This is a genomic window from Peribacillus sp. TH27, from assembly GCF_016650915.1.
Taxonomy (GTDB): Bacteria; Bacillota; Bacilli; order Bacillales; family DSM-1321; genus Peribacillus; species Peribacillus butanolivorans.
In genome coordinates, this window is record NZ_JAEKEV010000002.1 from 2745222 (window position 1) to 2766673 (window position 21452).

The following is a 21452-nucleotide window of genomic DNA, read 5'->3' on the forward strand; positions in this document are numbered from 1 at the left end:
AAAACAAAAGCGCTCTCGTATTTATCCTTAGAAAGGAGGTGATCCAGCCGCACCTTCCGATACGGCTACCTTGTTACGACTTCACCCCAATCATCTGTCCCACCTTAGGCGGCTGGCTCCATAAAGGTTACCTCACCGACTTCGGGTGTTACAAACTCTCGTGGTGTGACGGGCGGTGTGTACAAGGCCCGGGAACGTATTCACCGCGGCATGCTGATCCGCGATTACTAGCGATTCCGGCTTCATGTAGGCGAGTTGCGACCTACAATCCGAACTGAGAATGGCTTTATGGGATTCGCTTACCTTCGCAGGTTTGCGACCCTTTGTACCATCCATTGTAGCACGTGTGTAGCCCAGGTCATAAGGGGCATGATGATTTGACGTCATCCCCACCTTCCTCCGGTTTGTCACCGGCAGTCACCTTAGAGTGCCCAACTGAATGCTGGCAACTAAGATCAAGGGTTGCGCTCGTTGCGGGACTTAACCCAACATCTCACGACACGAGCTGACGACAACCATGCACCACCTGTCACTCTGTCCCCCGAAGGGGAACGCCCTATCTCTAGGGTTGTCAGAGGATGTCAAGACCTGGTAAGGTTCTTCGCGTTGCTTCGAATTAAACCACATGCTCCACCGCTTGTGCGGGCCCCCGTCAATTCCTTTGAGTTTCAGCCTTGCGGCCGTACTCCCCAGGCGGAGTGCTTAATGCGTTAGGCTGCGAGCACTAAAGGGCGGAAACCCTCTAACACTTAGCACTCATCGTTTACGGCGTGGACTACCAGGGTATCTAATCCTGTTTGCTCCCCACGCTTTCGCGCCTCAGTGTCAGTTACAGACCAGAAAGTCGCCTTCGCCACTGGTGTTCCTCCAAATCTCTACGCATTTCACCGCTACACTTGGAATTCCACTTTCCTCTTCTGCACTCAAGTTCCCCAGTTTCCAATGACCCTCCACGGTTGAGCCGTGGGCTTTCACATCAGACTTAAGGAACCACCTGCGCGCGCTTTACGCCCAATAATTCCGGACAACGCTTGCCACCTACGTATTACCGCGGCTGCTGGCACGTAGTTAGCCGTGGCTTTCTGGTTAGGTACCGTCAAGGTACCAGCAGTTACTCTGGTACTTGTTCTTCCCTAACAACAGAACTTTACGACCCGAAGGCCTTCTTCGTTCACGCGGCGTTGCTCCGTCAGACTTTCGTCCATTGCGGAAGATTCCCTACTGCTGCCTCCCGTAGGAGTCTGGGCCGTGTCTCAGTCCCAGTGTGGCCGATCACCCTCTCAGGTCGGCTACGCATCGTCGCCTTGGTGAGCCATTACCTCACCAACTAGCTAATGCGCCGCGGGCCCATCTATAAGTGACAGCAAAACCGTCTTTCCATCTTCTCTCATGCGAGAAAAGAACGTATCCGGTATTAGCTCCGGTTTCCCGAAGTTATCCCAGTCTTATAGGCAGGTTGCCCACGTGTTACTCACCCGTCCGCCGCTAATCTCAGGGAGCAAGCTCCCATCGATTCGCTCGACTTGCATGTATTAGGCACGCCGCCAGCGTTCGTCCTGAGCCAGGATCAAACTCTCCGAAGAAATGTTTGACTTGCTCATTTTGCTTTTTGATAGTGTGTGCTCACTTAAAAAAATTAACGTTGGCGCTTTGTTTTGTTCAGTTTTCAAAGAGCAATTTTATCGTCGTTCTTTCGAACAACTTGTTTATTCATCATAACACGCTATTGATTAGTTGTCAACTTCTGCGAAGTTTTTAACTTGTTTTAAATCGCTGTGTTTTTCAGCGACCATTTCATCTTAACATTTTCATAATAAGAAGTCAACAGTTATTATTTCTTTTAGTAATCTACCAAAAGTGGATGAAGTTTTTTGTTTGTCGTACTTGGTGCTTATTTATATTAATCCTTTCCTACCTTAAAGTCAACACATTATATATAAAAAAAACATTTTTATTTTAAGCTCCATTAAGAATGCCCTTTAAGTCTTCTTATTAAGTTTAACAGCTCCTGGGGTAAGCTAGTCTTGCCCTTATGATTCCCACTTGTATTCTGACCTTATAAAAGTCTTTATTTTTTTGCTAGATACTCTTTTCAAATTATATAAACGCAAAAAAAGACCAGCCAGAATGGCTGATCTTTTCAAAATGGCTTGGCGGCGTCCTACTCTCACAGGGGGAAACCCCCAACTACCATCGGCGCTGAAGAGCTTAACTGCCGTGTTCGGAATGGGAACGGGTGTGACCTCTTCGCTATCGCCACCAAACAATAAAGGAACGTTGTTCCTTCAAAACTAGATAATAAGAAGGTATTTCATTTTTTAAAGCGTGGTTAAGTCCTCGATCTATTAGTATCAGTCAGCTCCACATGTCGCCACGCTTCCACCTCTGACCTATCAACCTGATCATCTTTCAGGGATCTTACTAGCTTGCGCTATGGGAAATCTCATCTCGAGGGGGCTTCATGCTTAGATGCTTTCAGCACTTATCCCGTCCGCACGTAGCTACCCAGCTATGCCTTTGGCAAGACAACTGGTACACCAGCGGTGCGTCCATCCCGGTCCTCTCGTACTAAGGACAGCTCCTCTCAAATTTCCTGCGCCCGCGACGGATAGGGACCGAACTGTCTCACGACGTTCTGAACCCAGCTCGCGTACCGCTTTAATGGGCGAACAGCCCAACCCTTGGGACCGACTACAGCCCCAGGATGCGATGAGCCGACATCGAGGTGCCAAACCTCCCCGTCGATGTGGACTCTTGGGGGAGATAAGCCTGTTATCCCCGGGGTAGCTTTTATCCGTTGAGCGATGGCCCTTCCATGCGGAACCACCGGATCACTAAGCCCGACTTTCGTCCCTGCTCGACTTGTAGGTCTCGCAGTCAAGCTCCCTTGTGCCTTTACACTCTACGAATGATTTCCAACCATTCTGAGGGAACCTTTGGGCGCCTCCGTTACTCTTTAGGAGGCGACCGCCCCAGTCAAACTGCCCACCTGACACTGTCTCCCACCCCGATAAGGGGCGCGGGTTAGAATTTCAATACAGCCAGGGTAGTATCCCACCAACGCCTCCACCGAAGCTAGCGCTCCGGCTTCTCAGGCTCCTACCTATCCTGTACAAGCTGTACCAAAATTCAATATCGAGGTCTGCAGTAAAGCTCCACGGGGTCTTTCCGTCCTGTCGCGGGTAACCTGCATCTTCACAGGTACTATAATTTCACCGAGTCTCTCGTTGAGACAGTGCCCAGATCGTTACACCTTTCGTGCGGGTCGGAACTTACCCGACAAGGAATTTCGCTACCTTAGGACCGTTATAGTTACGGCCGCCGTTTACTGGGGCTTCGGTTCAAAGCTTCGCTTGCGCTAACCTCTCCCCTTAACCTTCCAGCACCGGGCAGGTGTCAGCCCCTATACTTCGCCTTGCGGCTTCGCAGAGACCTGTGTTTTTGCTAAACAGTCGCCTGGGCCTATTCACTGCGGCTTTTCTGGGCTATTCACCCTAAAAAGCACCCCTTCTCCCGAAGTTACGGGGTCATTTTGCCGAGTTCCTTAACGAGAGTTCTCTCGCACACCTTAGGATTCTCTCCTCGCCTACCTGTGTCGGTTTGCGGTACGGGCACCTTACATCTCACTAGAGGCTTTTCTTGGCAGCGTGGAATCAGGAACTTCGGTACTATATTTCCCTCGCCATCACAGCTCCGCCTTAATGGAAACGGGATTTGCCTCGTTTCCGGCCTAACTGCTTGGACGCGCATATCCAACAGCGCGCTTACCCTATCCTTCTGCGTCCCCCCATCGTTCAAACGATGTATAGGTGGTACAGGAATATCAACCTGTTGTCCATCGCCTACGCCTTTCGGCCTCGGCTTAGGTCCCGACTAACCCTGAGCGGACGAGCCTTCCTCAGGAAACCTTAGGCATTCGGTGGAAGGGATTCTCACCCTTCTTTCGCTACTCATACCGGCATTCTCACTTCTAAGCGCTCCACCAGTCCTTCCGGTCTGACTTCAACGCCCTTAGAACGCTCTCCTACCATCGACACCATACGGTGTCAATCCACAGCTTCGGTGATACGTTTAGCCCCGGTACATTTTCGGCGCGGAGTCACTCGACCAGTGAGCTATTACGCACTCTTTAAATGATGGCTGCTTCTGAGCCAACATCCTGGTTGTCTAAGCAACTCCACATCCTTTTCCACTTAACGTATACTTTGGGACCTTAGCTGGTGGTCTGGGCTGTTTCCCTTTCGACTACGGATCTTATCACTCGCAGTCTGACTCCCAAGAATAAGTATTTGGCATTCGGAGTTTGACTGAATTCGGTAACCCGTTGGGGGCCCCTAGTCCAATCAGTGCTCTACCTCCAATACTCTCATCTTGAGGCTAGCCCTAAAGCTATTTCGGAGAGAACCAGCTATCTCCAGGTTCGATTGGAATTTCTCCGCTACCCACACCTCATCCCCGCACTTTTCAACGTGCGTGGGTTCGGGCCTCCATTCAGTGTTACCTGAACTTCACCCTGGACATGGGTAGATCACCTGGTTTCGGGTCTACGACCTCATACTCATTCGCCCTATTCAGACTCGCTTTCAGCTGCGGCTCCGTCTTATCAACTTAACCTCGCATGAAATCGTAACTCGCCGGTTCATTCTACAAAAGGCACGCCATTACCCATTAACGGGCTTTGACTACTTGTAGGCACACGGTTTCAGGATCTATTTCACTCCCCTTCCGGGGTGCTTTTCACCTTTCCCTCACGGTACTGGTTCACTATCGGTCACTAGGTAGTATTTAGCCTTGGGAGATGGTCCTCCCTGCTTCCGACGGGATTTCTCGTGTCCCGCCGTACTCAGGATCCACTCAGGAGGGAACGAAGTTTCAACTACAGGGTTTTTACCTTCTTTGACGGACCTTTCCAGATCACTTCATTTACCCCGTTCCTTTGTAACTCCATGTTGAGTGTCCTACAACCCCAAGAGGCAAGCCTCTTGGTTTGGGCTAATTCCGTTTCGCTCGCCGCTACTCAGGAAATCGCATTTGCTTTCTCTTCCTCCGGGTACTTAGATGTTTCAGTTCCCCGGGTCTGCCTTCAGTACCCTATGTATTCAGGTAAAGATACTGTTCCATTACGAACAGTGGGTTTCCCCATTCGGAAATCTCCGGATCAAAGCTTACTTACAGCTCCCCGAAGCATATCGGTGTTAGTCCCGTCCTTCATCGGCTCCTAGTGCCAAGGCATCCACCGTGCGCCCTTTCTAACTTAACCGTTAAAAAAGATCTTACTGATGCTTTGAAAAAATTAATTGCCTTCTATCTATTATCTAGTTTTCAAGGAACAAAGAAGAAAAAACTTCATCACAACGTGATGAGATCTTTCGTATCTGAATGAATTACTCATTCAAAACTGAACAAAACAAAAGCGCTCTCGTATTTATCCTTAGAAAGGAGGTGATCCAGCCGCACCTTCCGATACGGCTACCTTGTTACGACTTCACCCCAATCATCTGTCCCACCTTAGGCGGCTGGCTCCATAAAGGTTACCTCACCGACTTCGGGTGTTACAAACTCTCGTGGTGTGACGGGCGGTGTGTACAAGGCCCGGGAACGTATTCACCGCGGCATGCTGATCCGCGATTACTAGCGATTCCGGCTTCATGTAGGCGAGTTGCAGCCTACAATCCGAACTGAGAATGGCTTTATGGGATTCGCTTACCTTCGCAGGTTTGCAGCCCTTTGTACCATCCATTGTAGCACGTGTGTAGCCCAGGTCATAAGGGGCATGATGATTTGACGTCATCCCCACCTTCCTCCGGTTTGTCACCGGCAGTCACCTTAGAGTGCCCAACTGAATGCTGGCAACTAAGATCAAGGGTTGCGCTCGTTGCGGGACTTAACCCAACATCTCACGACACGAGCTGACGACAACCATGCACCACCTGTCACTCTGTCCCCCGAAGGGGAACGCCCTATCTCTAGGGTTGTCAGAGGATGTCAAGACCTGGTAAGGTTCTTCGCGTTGCTTCGAATTAAACCACATGCTCCACCGCTTGTGCGGGCCCCCGTCAATTCCTTTGAGTTTCAGCCTTGCGGCCGTACTCCCCAGGCGGAGTGCTTAATGCGTTAGCTGCAGCACTAAAGGGCGGAAACCCTCTAACACTTAGCACTCATCGTTTACGGCGTGGACTACCAGGGTATCTAATCCTGTTTGCTCCCCACGCTTTCGCGCCTCAGTGTCAGTTACAGACCAGAAAGTCGCCTTCGCCACTGGTGTTCCTCCAAATCTCTACGCATTTCACCGCTACACTTGGAATTCCACTTTCCTCTTCTGCACTCAAGTTCCCCAGTTTCCAATGACCCTCCACGGTTGAGCCGTGGGCTTTCACATCAGACTTAAGGAACCACCTGCGCGCGCTTTACGCCCAATAATTCCGGACAACGCTTGCCACCTACGTATTACCGCGGCTGCTGGCACGTAGTTAGCCGTGGCTTTCTGGTTAGGTACCGTCAAGGTACCAGCAGTTACTCTGGTACTTGTTCTTCCCTAACAACAGAACTTTACGACCCGAAGGCCTTCTTCGTTCACGCGGCGTTGCTCCGTCAGACTTTCGTCCATTGCGGAAGATTCCCTACTGCTGCCTCCCGTAGGAGTCTGGGCCGTGTCTCAGTCCCAGTGTGGCCGATCACCCTCTCAGGTCGGCTACGCATCGTCGCCTTGGTGAGCCATTACCTCACCAACTAGCTAATGCGCCGCGGGCCCATCTATAAGTGACAGCAAAACCGTCTTTCCATCTTCTCTCATGCGAGAAAAGAACGTATCCGGTATTAGCTCCGGTTTCCCGAAGTTATCCCAGTCTTATAGGCAGGTTGCCCACGTGTTACTCACCCGTCCGCCGCTAATCTCAGGGAGCAAGCTCCCATCGATTCGCTCGACTTGCATGTATTAGGCACGCCGCCAGCGTTCGTCCTGAGCCAGGATCAAACTCTCCGAAGAAATGTTTGACTTGCTCATTTTGCTTTTTGATAGTGTGTGCTCACTTTTAAAAATTAACGTTGGCGCTTTGTTTTGTTCAGTTTTCAAAGAGCAATATGTTCGCCGCTCTGTTAGCGACTTTATTATCATAACACCTTTCAAACAACATGTCAACAACAAGTTTCATCTTTTTTCTTTCTTGTCGTCGTTGTCTCAAGCGGTGTATTTAATATACTAGCACCTGCATACAGACAAGTCAATTTAATTTTGGATATTTCTTCATTTTATTTCATTGACTCTCATCTTCTTCTATATATAATGAAAATCCATATCATTCTTTATAGGTAAATAGGTTAAACTATCGGGTTTTTATCTCCTATCTTTCATCTTAACCTTAAAGACTTATCCTGTTAATCTGGATAAATTGAAACAGGGGGCAACTTATTACTGTTGCCCCCTGTTCCATAACCCTTATTTATTGAAAGAAATAATGTTAGCTTCTTCTTTATCTACTTTTCCACTCTTTTCAATCTTCACGCTTTCTCCTTCAGAAAGGTTGGTAAAGACGATTGGCGTGATTATAGAAGTGGCATTATTTTTGACATACTCAATATCCACTTTAAGTAATGGCTGTCCGCTTGTCACCTTATCTCCTTGAGCGACAAGTGCTTCGAAGCCTTTACCTTCTAATTTAACTGTATCTATTCCCACATGCATTAAGATTTCACGTCCCGCATCAGAAACAATGCCTATTGCATGTTTAGTCGGGAACAGATTAACGATCGTTCCATCTACAGGTGAAACAACTAACCCATCCTCCGGTACGATTGCAAAGCCGTCACCCATCATTTTTTCAGCAAAAACCGCGTCAGGCACCTCGGTAATCGGTTTGATTTCTCCTTTAATAGGTGAAATAAAACCCTCAGAACCAGTATCTGTCCGTAATGGTTTTGGAACAATGTCCTCAATTTGATCCTCTACACCCTTTTCAGGAGACACTTCAACTTTACGAGGTCTTTTTCCATCAATTATATCTTTCATTTGTCCTTTAATTGTTTCAGAACGAGGACCGAAGATGGCCTGGATGTTATTCCCTACTTCTAGTACCCCTGCCGCACCAAGTTTCTTCAATCTATTTTTATCAACGTTATCAATGTTATTTACTGACACACGCAGGCGGGTGATACATGCATCTAAGTGAGCGATGTTTTCTTTTCCGCCCATTGCATCTAAGATATCTCCAGGAAGACTTCCAGCTGTACTTGTAGACCCTTCTTCTTCATCCTCTTCTTCCACTTCACGACCAGGAGTTTTAAGATTAAACTTCCGAATCGCAAATCGGAATCCAAAGTAATAGATAAGCGCAAAGACTAATCCAACCGGAATAACAATCCAAGCATTCGTTTGAGGATTAATCAAACCGAACAGTACGTAGTCGATTAAACCACCTGAGAACGTCATCCCGATTTTCACATCTAGTAAATGCATAGTCATGAAAGAAAGACCAGCAAACACACAATGAATACCGAAAAGTATCGGTGCTACAAATAAGAATGCAAATTCAAGTGGTTCTGTAATCCCAGTCAAGAACGATGTAAGTGCAGCCGAAGCCATCAAGCCACCGACTATTTTCCTTCGTTCTGGTCGAGCTTCATGATAAATAGCTAAAGCAGCTGCTGGCAACCCGAACATCATAAATGGATACTTACCAGTCATGAAGGTACCAGCTGTTAAATTCTGTACTCCATCTTTAATTTGAGCCATGAAGATGGCTTGGTCCCCTCTGACTGGATTCCCACCAGCTTGAGGGATATAGCTGCCAAATTCAAACCAGAATGGGGAATAGAAAATATGATGCAATCCAAACGGAATTAACGCCCGTTCTACCACTCCGAACACGAATGCTCCAAGAGTTAGGTTAGCACCCAACATATTTTCCGAAAATGCATTTAACCCTGATTGTATCGTCGGCCAAACCAAAATCATCAACAACCCAAGTACAACTGCGCTTGCAGCTGTTACAATGGGTACAAAACGTTTACCGGCAAAGAATCCTAAATAAGAAGGAAGTTCAATTTCATAAAATTTATTATACATTATTGCAGCCATGACACCGACAATAATACCGCCGAAGACGCCCGTTCCCAAAGTTGGAATTCCAAGAACATTGCTATACACAGCACCATTGTTCTCAATGTCAGCAGCATCAATTCCAAGTACCGTTCCCATTGTTACATTCATAATCAAGAACCCGATGATCGCTGCCAGCCCGGCAACACCATCTCCACCAGCTAACCCAATTGCGACCCCCACAGCAAACAATAGCGGAAGATTTCCAAAAATAATATTTCCGGCATTCTCCATAACCGATGCGACCATTTCTACTCCACCACTTGCAAGAAACGGAGCGATATCCAACAAAGTTTCGTTTTGCAATGCATTACCAAACGCGAGCAAAATTCCGGCCGCTGGTAAAATTGCCACAGGAAGCATCAAAGCTTTTCCGATTTTTTGCAAAACACCAAACAACTTCTTAAACATAGGTTTTCCTCCTCTATACTGTTTTTAGGCTAATAAAAACGTTTACATTATAATGACTGAATTCATCCTCTTATGTGTCTGATTTTGGAATACAAAAAAGGCATAAGCAAAGATAGGATTGAAATGAAAATTCAGGTATATAATACCCTCTTTCAGAACAATCATTCTCCTCACTTATGCCTGATCGAATCAGTAACACGTAAGTTAATGTATTTTTATTTAATTTTCTTTTGCAATCGTTGAATATGCATCGTTAGATAGACAGCTTCCGCATCAAAAACCGGTTTGCCTAATTTCTGTTGCATAATTTTTATTAGCTTCCATGAAATATTGTAACACAATGGATATTCTTCTTTCAATAGCAATGCGATTTTTTCAGGTTCGTCTACCTCTTCCCCTGCCATTACACGGTCTATCATGAACCTTAAATGACGAACCAGACGCGTATAATCAACGCTATCCTTATTAATTTGTACTTCCAACTGTTCTTCAACGACTTGGATAAGATGATAAATTAGTTGCGAGTGCTGATTGACTTCCGAGAGGTCTTTATTCGCTATTGCACTATGAATATGAAGCGTAATAAAACCAATTTCACCTTGTGGCAGTCCTATACCTGTCTTATCTTCGATTAGGTCAATGACATCAACTGCAATATCATGTTCAAAAGGATAGAGGGTTATCGTTTCTTTTAAGAATGGGTTTTTAATAGTCATTCCTTGTGAAACACGCTGAAGGGCGAACAGTAAATGATCGGTTAATCCGACATGTATATGTTCATTAAGTTTCCCTGACACTCGATTGTTAATAAGATGAATGGATTCTATTATTGCTGCTTGCAGATTTTGATCAATCTTTGGCAAAAGCTTTTTGTAGCTTTCCTGTTCTTTCACATTTTTTAAAACAAACGTTTTCTCTGCAAGATCTGGACTTAATTCTTCGCCTTTCTTTCGGTTGAATCCTATGCCCTTTCCAATTGAAACGACTTCACCATACGACGAATGAGTGGCAATTACCACGTTATTGTTCAAAACCTTTTCAACGATAAAACCATTCATTATTCTCCCTCATTTTTTCGAAAAATCATCCATATGTCCTATACCGGATAAAATACTTGGTACTTTTACTATACACGAATTGACCTTTCCCTTACAACATGAAAGAAGGGCCCCATAAACGGGACCCTTCTCACTTGCTCTTATTATTACTTCAAGAAAATAAAGTATAGAAGGAAGACGACTCCAAGACCCCACATAATTGGATGAACTTCTTTCGCTCTCCCTTTCATTGACATCGTGATGGGATAAAAGATAAAACCACAAGCAATCCCTGTTGCAATCGAATATGTCATCGGCATCATGATAACTGTGAAGAAGGCTGGTACTGCCACTTCAAACTTATGCCAGTCAATGTTTTTAAGTGAGGATGCCATTAATACACCCACTATAACCAACGCTGGCGCAGTTACCGCTGATGTCACAACGGAAAGAAGCGGGAAGAAGAAAAGGGATAGGACAAATAGCAAACCTGTAACCACAGCTGCAAAACCGCTTCGGGCACCAGCAGCAACACCCGATGTTGACTCTACATAAGATGTTGTAGTTGATGTTCCTAGAATTGCACCTGAAACGATGGATAGAGAATCAGCAAGCAACCCTTTACCTACTCTCGGAAGAATATTATCCTTCATCAAACCTGCTTGCTGAGCAACAGCCACTAACGTACCTGCTGTATCAAAGAACGCTACAAATAAGAAGGTTAAAATAACGATTAACATTTGACCAGTGAATAGCTCACCTGGATTTCCGAATGCATCAAATGCAACTCCAAATGTTGGTGCAATGCTTGGAACTGCCCCGATTATTTTATCTGGAACCGGCACTTGTCCAAATATCATTCCTGCGATAGCCGTAATGACCATCCCTATGAACACGCCGCTTTTTACGCCTTTTGTCATTAATATAACAGTTACGACAATCCCGAACACAGCTAATAAAGTATTTCCTGATGTTAGGTCACCTAGACCGACAAGCACGCTATCATCATTCGTAATAATTCCTGCATTTTGGAACCCTACAAAGGTAATGAACAAGCCAATACCCGCTCCAACGGCATATTTCAATTCAACTGGAATTGCATTAATAATTTTCTCTCGTATTCCTGATAGAGACAGTAGAACGAAGATTATCCCTGAGATCAAAACTCCTGTTAGAGCTGTCTGCCATGGTATTCCAAAACCAAGTACAACGGTAAAAGCAAAGAATGCATTCAAGCCCATACCTGGAGCAAGAGATATTGGATACCTGGCTATGAGCCCCATCAGTATTGAACCTATCGCAGCGGCTAAGGCTGTCGCGGCAAAAACTGCTCCGTAATCCATTCTTAATTCATCTGGGTAGTCCTCGATGCTTTGTAAAGTTAACATCACAGGGTTTACAACCAGGATATACGCCATAGAAAGGAACGTTGTTAAACCACCCAGTATTTCCCGACGATAATTAGTTCCCAGTTCATTAAACCGAAAGTAATTCTTCATTATGAGTCTCCCCTATCATAGAATCGTAAGCCAAAAGGAAAATGCCCCATTCGCTTCCGAATCGGGCTTGACTACTAATATGTAAAGAAGTGGCAGTTATATCCTAACTCACCAATTCATTCACATCGTAGTCAAGCTGTTAACGGCAGCCTGGTAGAAACTTTTGGGCCATATCCCCAATATTATACGACAATTATGTTTTTTTATTATTATAGGTATAGTGTACCAGTCACAAAAATAATCGTCAATATCTTAAACGAATATTTTATATGTAATTTTAGACAATGTTCGCTTTTGGTCCTAATTATAATGATTATACACCCATAAACATACGTAAAATGTAAGCATTCAACCTATCCTTCCCCTTTTTCACTAGTCTAGGAAACCTATTTTAATAAACGAATCATGCTAAAACTGGATAAATAGAGCAACTTAACTTAAATAAAAAAATCAGTGAAGGTTAAACCCTTCACTGATCAGATGTTTTTATTCTATTCCCACTCGATAAAACATAAAAATTGATGTATATTGAAATGTCATTATAACAATGTTTACAGTAGTTTAAGAAAACTTTTAACCCATAAAATCAATTCTGATTGGTATCATGTTGGTATCACAAACTTTAAATAGACTTTATTTTGGGCTTTTTATTTCTTCTTTTTCTTTATCAATATCTTTTGGCGTATCAGTAAAACATACAGAGATGTTTCTCCCTCTGATGATTTCGTTAGCATACGGAAGTAGTTTTTGTGTTTTTTCATAGTTTTCTAAGCTACGCTTTTCGCCTCTTTTATCATTATCACGAAAACGATAAAAATAGATTTTTTCACGCTCATTATCAGAAGTAGTTGGATATGAATAAGAACATACCCTTCTATCTAGATTACGATCACTAGCCTTTGTTGGTATTGCACTATTTAGTGCATTAAAAAAATCAACAGGTCTAAATTCTCCGTTTTCTGAATAATTGATTTCTAAAAAATCTCGAAGTTGCTTATACAAATCTTCATCAAGCCTTTTTGGTAATTCAAATGCTTCAAAATTTTCACTTACCCTATGAATCAAAGGTAAATGTAAATATTCATTAGTCCTTTTTTTAAATAACCCCAACAAATATTCTTTCTGGGATGTTTGGTCATCATACGCCTTATTTTTCAAATTCACATAGTCAAATTTAAAAAGTGCACATATCATCAAGTCTTTATTGTACTTAATATCATTTATCACTTGATAATCAAGGCTTTCTCTTTTCATAGATTTAGATAGTGCGAAAAGATTATTTAATAAGATATAGGCACCCAAAATAACATCCCCTATATAAGTTCAGTTTTTCTTGCATTAATAATGCTTTTAAATTCGATACACTCTTTCCAGGTTTTATTACCTTGCAATATCATTAGGATAATTTTCCTCTACGATACTTATCCACTCCGCTACTCTATTTAACATATCCTGAACTTGTGTTTTTGTTAATCCTTCTTCTTCAGCTCTAATCCAAATATCCTCTATAATATACGGAAGGTTTTGTGGATATGAAACACTATCATTTCTCAAAATGTAACTTAAAATCGGTTCTCCATTTTTTCCCCCTTGCCCATTATGAGCTAAATGAGAAATTTTCCATCCATCTTTATTACGAATAACCTTATATCGGTCATAATGTCCCCATCTTCTTGTATAGATTTTCAAAGTAAACTCTTCATCTAAAGTAATATCCTCTGGGTCATTATTAGCATTAGAATCCTCTAGATATTTCAGTAAATCTTCCACAGGATGAATATGATAATAAAACTCTGGATTTTCTGGTTCCATCCCACTATTTTCAATCATATTTTTGTGATGTTTAGGTCTAGGCTCTAATTGCATATGTAGTTCATGAGATAAGTCTCCCATTTCACTAATAAGTTTCTCCATACGGTCTGATGGTATTTCTGATGTTTTGCCAGCAAAATATCCCATAGCCTCATTATATAAATTTTGTATTTTTTCTTTCACTTTTTCTTGTTCTGAATTCAAATAGACCCTCATTTTATCTACCTCCTACCATGCATCAATATATGTACGCAACTGTACATTTTGATTTACAGGATGATTATAAATATTATAATTACTATCGCCGTAATCTAAGTCAAAAGAAAAAATTATATTTTCATTTTTACGGAGTGATAAATCTACAGGTTCTTCAACTCTTAAAACATTTTGATCTGCATCTTTGAAATTAAAAACAACGGAGTCTACGTTAATTTTATCATTTGTTGGATTAATAATTCTCAAAGCAACAGCTAATTTTCCTTCTCGGTTTCTACAACTTTCAATTTTCCAATTAAGCTTTTCAGTCTGAATTTTTTCATCGTATGCAAAATCGCTTACATTTTTAGCAGTCTGACTAACTAATTCAACAAACTCCATTGTCGGCAAACCTTTTACGGAAAATTCCTGTTTTATCCCTTCAACAAATTCACATAATCTGTCTTCATTATTTAATTTAAAGGCCATTTGGTTGGGATTAACCGCCCCAGCAATATTTTCATAATCAAAATTAGGAGTCAAAATAGTTGTATAATTTTTATTCAATATCCAACAAGCACCCATTTCATTTAAACATGTCTGCACTATCATAATAATTTTTTGATAAAACAAATATAACTCGACCAGTTCCATTAAGTTTATCAGCTAAATAATCATATATATCAACATCATTCGGAATATGATAACGATTTAGCGAACTGCAAACTATATTTGGAATATGTAAAGGAACTAATAAATTAACTAACTCTTTTACATATTTTTCATCACTACTAGCATGGCTAATAAAAATTGTATCGGGGATACTTGTATCATTTTTTTCACTCGACATACAACTCCTCCTTAACTAAATCTCTAAACATTTTCTAAATAATATTCAAAATGACTTTTGAATTAATTGTACATTACTACATATAATTTTATAATTAAAATTTCATATATTTTATCAATAGGGAAATTAAGTTTAAAACTTCTGAATAGAAATCACTATACAATATAAATTTCCCATAAAAATAAAACTCTGGTATCACTCAAACAAAAAAGCTTGGAAAAACCTATCTACATAGGCTTTCCAAGCTTTTTAATTGCTATCTAATATCTATTCCCACTCAATTGTTGCAGGTGGCTTAGACGTAATGTCATACACGACGCGGTTTACGTGGTTTACTTCATTAACGATTCTTGTTGAGATGATTTCAAGTACATCCCATGGAATTCTAGCCCAATCTGAAGTCATTCCGTCAATGGATGTAACCGCACGAATACCAATTGTGTAATCATACGTACGAGCATCGCCCATTACCCCTACACTACGGATATTAGGAAGCACCGTGAAGTACTGCCAGATTTCACGTTCCAAACCATTATTTTTAATTTCTTCACGTAAGATATGATCAGATTCACGAACGATTTCAAGTTTTTCATCCGATATTTCCCCTAATACACGAATACCTAAACCTGGTCCAGGGAACGGCTGACGCCAAACGATTTCATCTGGAATCCCCATTTCACTTCCAAGTGCACGCACTTCATCCTTGAATAGAGTATTCAATGGCTCAATCAGTTTAAATTGCATATCTTCCGGCAGACCGCCAACATTATGATGCGATTTAATTGTTTGTGCAGTAGCCGTACCACTTTCAATAATGTCTGTGTAAAGTGTTCCTTGTGCAAGGAAATCAATACCTTCAAGCTTCGTTGCTTCATCATCGAATACGTAGATGAACTCATTACCGATAATTTTCCGTTTTTGTTCCGGATCGGAAACGCCAGCAAGTTTCGAAAGGAAACGCTCAGCTGCATCGACTTTAATTACGTTCATATTAAAGCCTTCACTGAATGTTTTCATTACACCTTCGGCTTCCCCTTTACGCAGCAATCCATGATCAACGAAAATACATGTTAACTGATCGCCAATTGCCTTATGGATCAATACAGCAACAACGGATGAATCCACTCCGCCGCTCAAAGCGCATAGTACTTTTTTATCTCCGACCGTTTGACGGATTTTTTCCATTTCGACTTCAATGAAGTTTTCCATGGACCAGTCGCCTTTGCAGCCACAAACGCCAAATACGAAATTTTTCAAAATATCATTTCCGTATACAGAATGACGTACTTCTGGATGGAATTGTACTGCATACAATTTACGTGACTCATCACTCATAGCTGAGATCGGGCAAGATGGGTTCGTTCCATCGATGGTGAAACCTTCAGGCGTTTCGACAACTAAATCACCATGGCTCATCCAGACAATTTGTTCTTTTGGCAGATCGCCGAATAACTTAGAATCATTTTGAATGGCAAGTGTTGCTTTTCCGTATTCACGGTTTTTAGCTGGCTCCACTTTTCCGCCAAAATGTTTCGTCATTAGCTGCATACCATAACAAATACCGAAAATCGGCAGACCTAATTCGAAAATGCGCTCATCGCACCCAAATGCAGATGCATCATACACACTGTTCGGACCGCCTGAAAAAATAATCCCAGTTGGATTCATTTTTAGAATTTCTTCTGCTGTAATTGTATGAGGATGAAGCTCACTGTACACACCAAATTCACGAATACGACGAGTAATCAATTGATTATATTGGCTTCCGAAATCAAGTACTACGATCATTTCCTGGTTTTTTTGCAATTCTGTTTTCCCCGGCACAAACGTCACCTCTATCAATGTAATTCACCCAAAAAATCGAGTGATAGTTTCTTATAAAAAATATTATCATAAAAAAAGAAAAACTAAAAATCCACCCTCAAAAATACACAAAAAGTACAGACGAAGGCAGATTTTCAGCTTTCCAGTTAAAATCCGCCTTCATAGTCAAATCATTTACGGTGATTCGGTAGAAACTTTCGATCCATATTATCGAGGATATATGAAGGATATATTAGTTTAAGTTATTGTATCAATATAATAAAAAGCTGGTCAAGAGCTAGTTTTTTTCATTAAGCTTTCCCAACTGATTTGTAAGTGCTCCCATTCGCCATTTTCAACGTCTCCACGGTAAATTATTAATTCGTAACGAGCTGTCAACTTCTGCATCTCATCTGTACCGTACACTGCATCCACATATGCGGCGTACTCCCTTAATGTTTGCCCTTCCGGACGTGCTAAACCAGCACGTTTTAATTGTTTCAATAATAATACATAGGCCGTCGTAAAATGAGAGCCAGATTTCTTTTTATAGCGGAGAATCTGCAGGTGCGGAATCCACTTCCTTCTAGAGAAATAACCAATTGTCACAAGCATCAGCAAACTTATGAGAGTGATAGAAGTCCATTTCAAGATTCCTTCCTGGCTTCCCACAAACCTGTCTCTAGATGATTGAGTATCCTTATCAGGGGTATCATGACGTTCACTAGTCTCCATCTTTTTCTGCTCTGCATTAGCTGGAGTGTCCGTCTCCGAATTCTTTATATCATCCTGTTTCAAGTCCGAATTGTAAAATTCAACTTCTCCAGTGAATCCCTTTGTTGGTTCAAAGGGAACCCAGCCAATTCCAGAAAAATAAACTTCTACCCAGGAATGAGCATTATTATTCGTTACCTTATAAACGGATTCACCCTTATAAATTGATTTTTCTCCTTCAGTATAACCCTTTACCCACCTAGCCGGTATATTGGCGGCACGTAGTAAGACGACCATTGCAGTTGAATAGTTGTCGCAATATCCAATCTGGGTCTCGAATAAAAATTGATCGACATAATCTTGATTTGCCTCCGGATACGCAACATCATCCTTTGAATAAACAAAATCAGGACCATCAAAATAATTTTCAATGGCTTTCGCTTTATCGTACCAATTTGTTTCATTAATTGTAAGCTGCGATGCCAATTCATATATTCGATTAGGTAAGCCCTCTGGAAGCTGAGTATTTTTATCCATTAAGACACCCATCGTTTCATCCGGCTCTGTGACCTTCCTTAGCTCAGCCATATCAAACCTCGGCATATCATAGGTCATTTCATATTCTTTCAATAGAAGGCTTTCGCCGTCTTCCTTTTCGGATATGATTTTGTCCATATCCTTATAAAACTTGAACTCTTTTCCTTTTTTACCCTTGACCTTTTTTAAATAACCTGACTGCGGATGAAGAATATGAGAATACAATTCCATCATGGATACTCTCGCTGACATTTCATCTGCTTTTACTACCTCCGGAATATCGTAAGTATTTAACGAAGTCATTTCCTGGCCGTTAGAAAAAGTAAAAAAGTCTATTCCCTCTAAGGAAACCCATCCTTTTCCAGTATAGACATCTTTGTTCTCCACTTTCCAGTAATGACCTGCAGGAGCATTGTTATAAAAGACAATAGAACTATCTGGCTCTATCGATCCGCCAAGTTCCGAATCATCTTCATCATACCCCACCCTTTTGTCTGTGGAACTACTATCTTCTTTCATCACTTTATCTGAATAAGAAGTAATATACGGAACTGGATCCCGCCATTGTGGAGAGAACTTAGGGGCACCAAAACCGAAAAGGACACTTATCAAAATCATCCCCGTTAGGATCAAGATCCATTTCTTGATAGGAGCCCTTGAAAACCTAAGCTGCTCCTGAATGGACAGACGCATCAAGGCCAGCAGACCGAGCATTGCAAAACCAATTATGATGATTCTTATCATTGCCTTATCACCATCATAGGGAGTAAATGTATCAAGTATCGATATAAAAATCACCGTTAACATAAAAAAGAAAAAGATACTTTGCTTCACCATCACCCAGTAATGAATCAAATATGTCACAAGCCAAAGAAGCAAGAAAAATAGAAAAGTTCGAAATGGATTTGAAAGTAACTCCCATTTGCCATCGTATATATTTGATAGATTGGCTGTAAAATCAAGCAGATTGCCTTTAAACCATGAAAATTCAAATAAAGCGGTTTTCGAATGAAGAAACTGTACTGAAATCATTATATAAACACTTAAGAGGGTACAGCGGATTAGCCAATGGAAGTGGAAATAATGCAGTAGTAGGGAAAAAATCACAAACAGAACAAAAACAACAATATTCCCTGTATCCGTGAGTTTCTCAACAGGCCTTAACCATTCTGTGATCAACAACAGACCAAAGGTATACAGAAGAACATGCATCCACTTTTCCAACAAGGGGGTTGAAACATTCATTTCATCATCACCTCTCGTCTGTCGTGTTGCAGATACCCCTGTTCAAGAAAGCAAACCTTTATTCCCCGTGATACTGCTGCTGCTCTTGATTTTTTTTCCTCATCTGTAAAGTCTGCTGGGTTTTTCACACAAAACAACGTTAATCCTTGATTAGCGCGGAATGCACTCAATACTTCTACCTTTTCTAATGTTAATTCCGAGACAATGAAAATCACAGCTGCGTTGGCCGGCAGAATTTCCTTCCTTATGATCCCGTTCCAAGTGGTTATCCTACTCGGTTTTTCTTTAGCAAGGCGGTTAAAAATCTTTCGTTTCTGGTTATTGCCTCCTCCAGTCGGTAAGATTTGCCTCGATCCCGTACTAGCGAAACCAATCTCTATGCCTTTTTTTAACATGGCATGTACAAAGGAAGCCGTCATTACAATTGCTTCTTCGAAGAAAAGCGATTCCTGATTATCAAGTATGATAAACACATCACGGTTTTTCTGAACTTCAAATTCCTTTGTCATGATTTCACTTGTTCTAGCCGTTGCCTTCCAGTTAATCCAGGATAACTGATCACCTGGCTGATACTCTCTAACTCCAGATACTACTGATTGTTCTCGCTGTGTTTTTTTTGTTGATCCCACTTGTCCCTGATTGAATACACGCTCAAGATCTCTGTAGGTAAGCTCATGATATGAAGGGAAAACAGTGATTTTTAAAGGTGAACTATATGTCGCTTCCTTTTCAAAGACGCCAAAAAAGTCTCCTGTCCTGAAACGGATTGTTTGAAATGTATGCTCACCCCGTGGCAAATTGTTCAAAGTATATGTCATACTGAATGTATGCCTGAAACCAGGAAAGACAAGTGTTTTTCTTTGCATCCCCCTATTTTCCAATTCCTTCGGCAACTCTTCCTCTACCATCAAATATAAAAGAGGCAGCCTGTTTTTACGGGTAACAGTTAAAGCTATTTCTACAGAATCGCCTGCTCGGCATTCTCTTTTACTGACCTTTCTCTCAACGATAATGTTATTAATCGGATAAAAAAGTAGAATCGTAGAGTACACAGCGAACGGCAAAAATGTATAAAAAATAAACCAACTGACAAAACCGCCTTGAAACATCGCAAAAGAAAAGGAAATCGCTATAAGTAATAACAAGCCAATCACACTCATGTTTTCCTTTAAGATGCTGATCAAGTTCCGCATTAGGTCACAGCTCTCTTCACAGGCACTTGAATCGTCGCGACAATCTCGTGAATCACCATGCCAGCATCCACTCCCTCATAATTCGCTTCTGGCTTCAGGATAAGTCTGTGGGCAAACACGAACGGTACTAAATATTGCACATCATCCGGTAGAACATAATCTCTGCCCTGCAAAAGTGCATAAGCTTGGGCCGCCTTCATCAATGCAATCGATCCACGTGGACTCACCCCTAAATATACTCTCTCATGCGTACGAGATCGATTAGCCAAATTAACAATATACCGCTTTATCGTGTCATCCACTATCACTGCTTTAGCCTCTTCCTGTAAAGCTATTAATTCCTCTAAAGTAATAACAGATTCTAACTCTTCAAGTGGTGCGGCATATTGAGCTCGATGCAAAACCTCAATTTCTTCGTCAACACCCGGATAGCCCATTTTCATTTTTAATAGAAAACGATCCAATTGCGCCTCTGGAAGTGGGTATGTTCCTTCGTACTCAATGGGATTTTGTGTTGCCATAACGAAAAAGGGTTTCTCCAATCCCCTTGTAACCCCATCAACCGTCACACTTGCCTCTTCCATTGCTTCAAGCAAGGCAGATTGTGTTTTCGGCGAGGTCCGGTTTATCTCATCGGCTAAAATAATATGGCCCATGATTGGTCCTGGTCTAAAAATAAATTCTTGTTCCTTTGGATTGAAAATTGAAACACCCGTTACATCTGAAGGTAGTAAATCAGGTGTGAATTGTATACGCTTAAAGTTTGCGCCTATCGATCTTGCCAGTGCTCTGACCATGACAGTCTTACCTACACCAGGAACATCCTCCAATAAAACATGCCCCCCAGAAAGAAGTGCTACGATGCTCAGTTCTGCTATATCTCGTTTTCCAATAATCACTTTTTCAATATTCCCTAAAATCTTTTCCAGTTTTTGATTTACCTGCTTATAAATCATACTCTACCTCCTGAGATTACCCTATTACTCTTATATAACACCTATTATATATTCTTTATACTCGATATGCGTTTTACATTAACATCCAATTAAACCTTACATTGTA

11 protein-coding genes, 4 rRNA genes and 2 riboswitches are annotated in these 21452 nt (G+C 41.9%); all 15 genes read right to left on the bottom strand.

The window, feature by feature from the left end; genetic code table 11:
* Positions 1-31 precede the first annotated feature (31 nt).
* Positions 32-1583, bottom strand: a 16S ribosomal RNA gene (locus JFU24_RS14560).
* Positions 1584-2148: 565 nt separating this feature from the next.
* Positions 2149-2264: ribosomal RNA gene (gene rrf, locus JFU24_RS14565) — 5S ribosomal RNA — on the bottom strand.
* Positions 2265-2325: 61 nt separating this feature from the next.
* Positions 2326-5260, bottom strand: a 23S ribosomal RNA gene (locus JFU24_RS14570).
* Between the two features lie 175 nt (positions 5261-5435).
* Positions 5436-6985, bottom strand: a 16S ribosomal RNA gene (locus JFU24_RS14575).
* The 16S, 23S and 5S rRNA genes sit together here, the layout of an rRNA operon.
* A gap of 450 nt (positions 6986-7435) precedes the next feature.
* Positions 7436-9505 carry a glucose-specific PTS transporter subunit IIBC gene (ptsG, locus tag JFU24_RS14580; RefSeq protein WP_201250142.1) on the bottom strand — a complete coding sequence of 690 codons (2070 nt, stop codon included), beginning with the start codon at positions 9503-9505 and terminating at the stop codon, positions 7436-7438.
* Positions 9506-9720: 215 nt separating this feature from the next.
* Positions 9721-10563 carry a glucose PTS transporter transcription antiterminator GlcT gene (gene glcT / locus JFU24_RS14585; protein ID WP_201188409.1) on the bottom strand — a complete coding sequence of 281 codons (843 nt, stop codon included), beginning with the start codon at positions 10561-10563 and terminating at the stop codon, positions 9721-9723.
* Between the two features lie 146 nt (positions 10564-10709).
* Positions 10710-12041 (bottom strand): NCS2 family permease, encoded by a 1332-nt coding sequence (locus tag JFU24_RS14590; RefSeq protein WP_053348900.1) that lies wholly within the window; start codon positions 12039-12041, stop codon positions 10710-10712.
* A gap of 108 nt (positions 12042-12149) precedes the next feature.
* A riboswitch (purine riboswitch) is annotated at positions 12150-12251 on the bottom strand.
* 423 nt (positions 12252-12674) lie between these two features.
* Entirely contained in the window at positions 12675-13343 is a 669-nt protein-coding gene (locus JFU24_RS14595; RefSeq protein WP_242485342.1) for a DUF6037 family protein, read from the bottom strand.
* Between the two features lie 78 nt (positions 13344-13421).
* Positions 13422-14057, bottom strand: a complete 636-nt coding sequence (locus JFU24_RS14600) for a hypothetical protein (RefSeq protein ID WP_201250143.1) — start codon at positions 14055-14057, stop codon at positions 13422-13424.
* A gap of 24 nt (positions 14058-14081) precedes the next feature.
* A complete protein-coding gene (locus JFU24_RS14605; RefSeq protein WP_201250144.1) occupies positions 14082-14615 on the bottom strand; it encodes a hypothetical protein in 534 nt (177 codons plus the stop codon).
* Between the two features lie 19 nt (positions 14616-14634).
* Positions 14635-14898: a toll/interleukin-1 receptor domain-containing protein gene (locus JFU24_RS14610; RefSeq protein ID WP_201250145.1), complete on the bottom strand. Its 264-nt coding sequence runs from the start codon at positions 14896-14898 to the stop codon at positions 14635-14637.
* A 267-nt stretch (positions 14899-15165) separates the two neighbouring features.
* Complete coding sequence (guaA, locus tag JFU24_RS14615; RefSeq protein WP_201188434.1) at positions 15166-16686, bottom strand: glutamine-hydrolyzing GMP synthase; 1521 nt, start codon at positions 16684-16686, stop codon at positions 15166-15168.
* A gap of 178 nt (positions 16687-16864) precedes the next feature.
* A riboswitch (purine riboswitch) is annotated at positions 16865-16966 on the bottom strand.
* Between the two features lie 26 nt (positions 16967-16992).
* Positions 16993-19197, bottom strand: coding sequence for a DUF4129 domain-containing transglutaminase family protein (locus tag JFU24_RS14620; protein ID WP_201250146.1), 2205 nt, complete (start codon positions 19195-19197; stop codon positions 16993-16995).
* Positions 19194-20390 carry a DUF58 domain-containing protein gene (locus tag JFU24_RS14625; RefSeq protein WP_201250147.1) on the bottom strand — a complete coding sequence of 399 codons (1197 nt, stop codon included), beginning with the start codon at positions 20388-20390 and terminating at the stop codon, positions 19194-19196. Before JFU24_RS14625 ends, JFU24_RS14620 begins: the two co-directional genes overlap by 4 nt.
* A complete protein-coding gene (locus JFU24_RS14630; RefSeq protein WP_053348904.1) occupies positions 20390-21346 on the bottom strand; it encodes an AAA family ATPase in 957 nt (318 codons plus the stop codon). Before JFU24_RS14630 ends, JFU24_RS14625 begins: the two co-directional genes overlap by 1 nt.
* Positions 21347-21452 lie beyond the last annotated feature (106 nt).

Coding starts and splice junctions, on each gene's coding strand:
- ptsG (WP_201250142.1), bottom strand. CDS start 9,505: ATGTTTAAGAAGTTGTTTGGTGTTTTGCAAAAAATCGGAAAAGCTTTG.
- glcT (WP_201188409.1), bottom strand. CDS start 10,563: ATGAATGGTTTTATCGTTGAAAAGGTTTTGAACAATAACGTGGTAATT.
- JFU24_RS14590 (WP_053348900.1), bottom strand. CDS start 12,041: ATGAAGAATTACTTTCGGTTTAATGAACTGGGAACTAATTATCGTCGG.
- JFU24_RS14610 (WP_201250145.1), bottom strand. CDS start 14,898: ATGTCGAGTGAAAAAAATGATACAAGTATCCCCGATACAATTTTTATT.
- guaA (WP_201188434.1), bottom strand. CDS start 16,686: ATGATCGTAGTACTTGATTTCGGAAGCCAATATAATCAATTGATTACT.
- JFU24_RS14620 (WP_201250146.1), bottom strand. CDS start 19,197: ATGAATGTTTCAACCCCCTTGTTGGAAAAGTGGATGCATGTTCTTCTG.
- JFU24_RS14625 (WP_201250147.1), bottom strand. CDS start 20,390: ATGCGGAACTTGATCAGCATCTTAAAGGAAAACATGAGTGTGATTGGC.
- JFU24_RS14630 (WP_053348904.1), bottom strand. CDS start 21,346: ATGATTTATAAGCAGGTAAATCAAAAACTGGAAAAGATTTTAGGGAAT.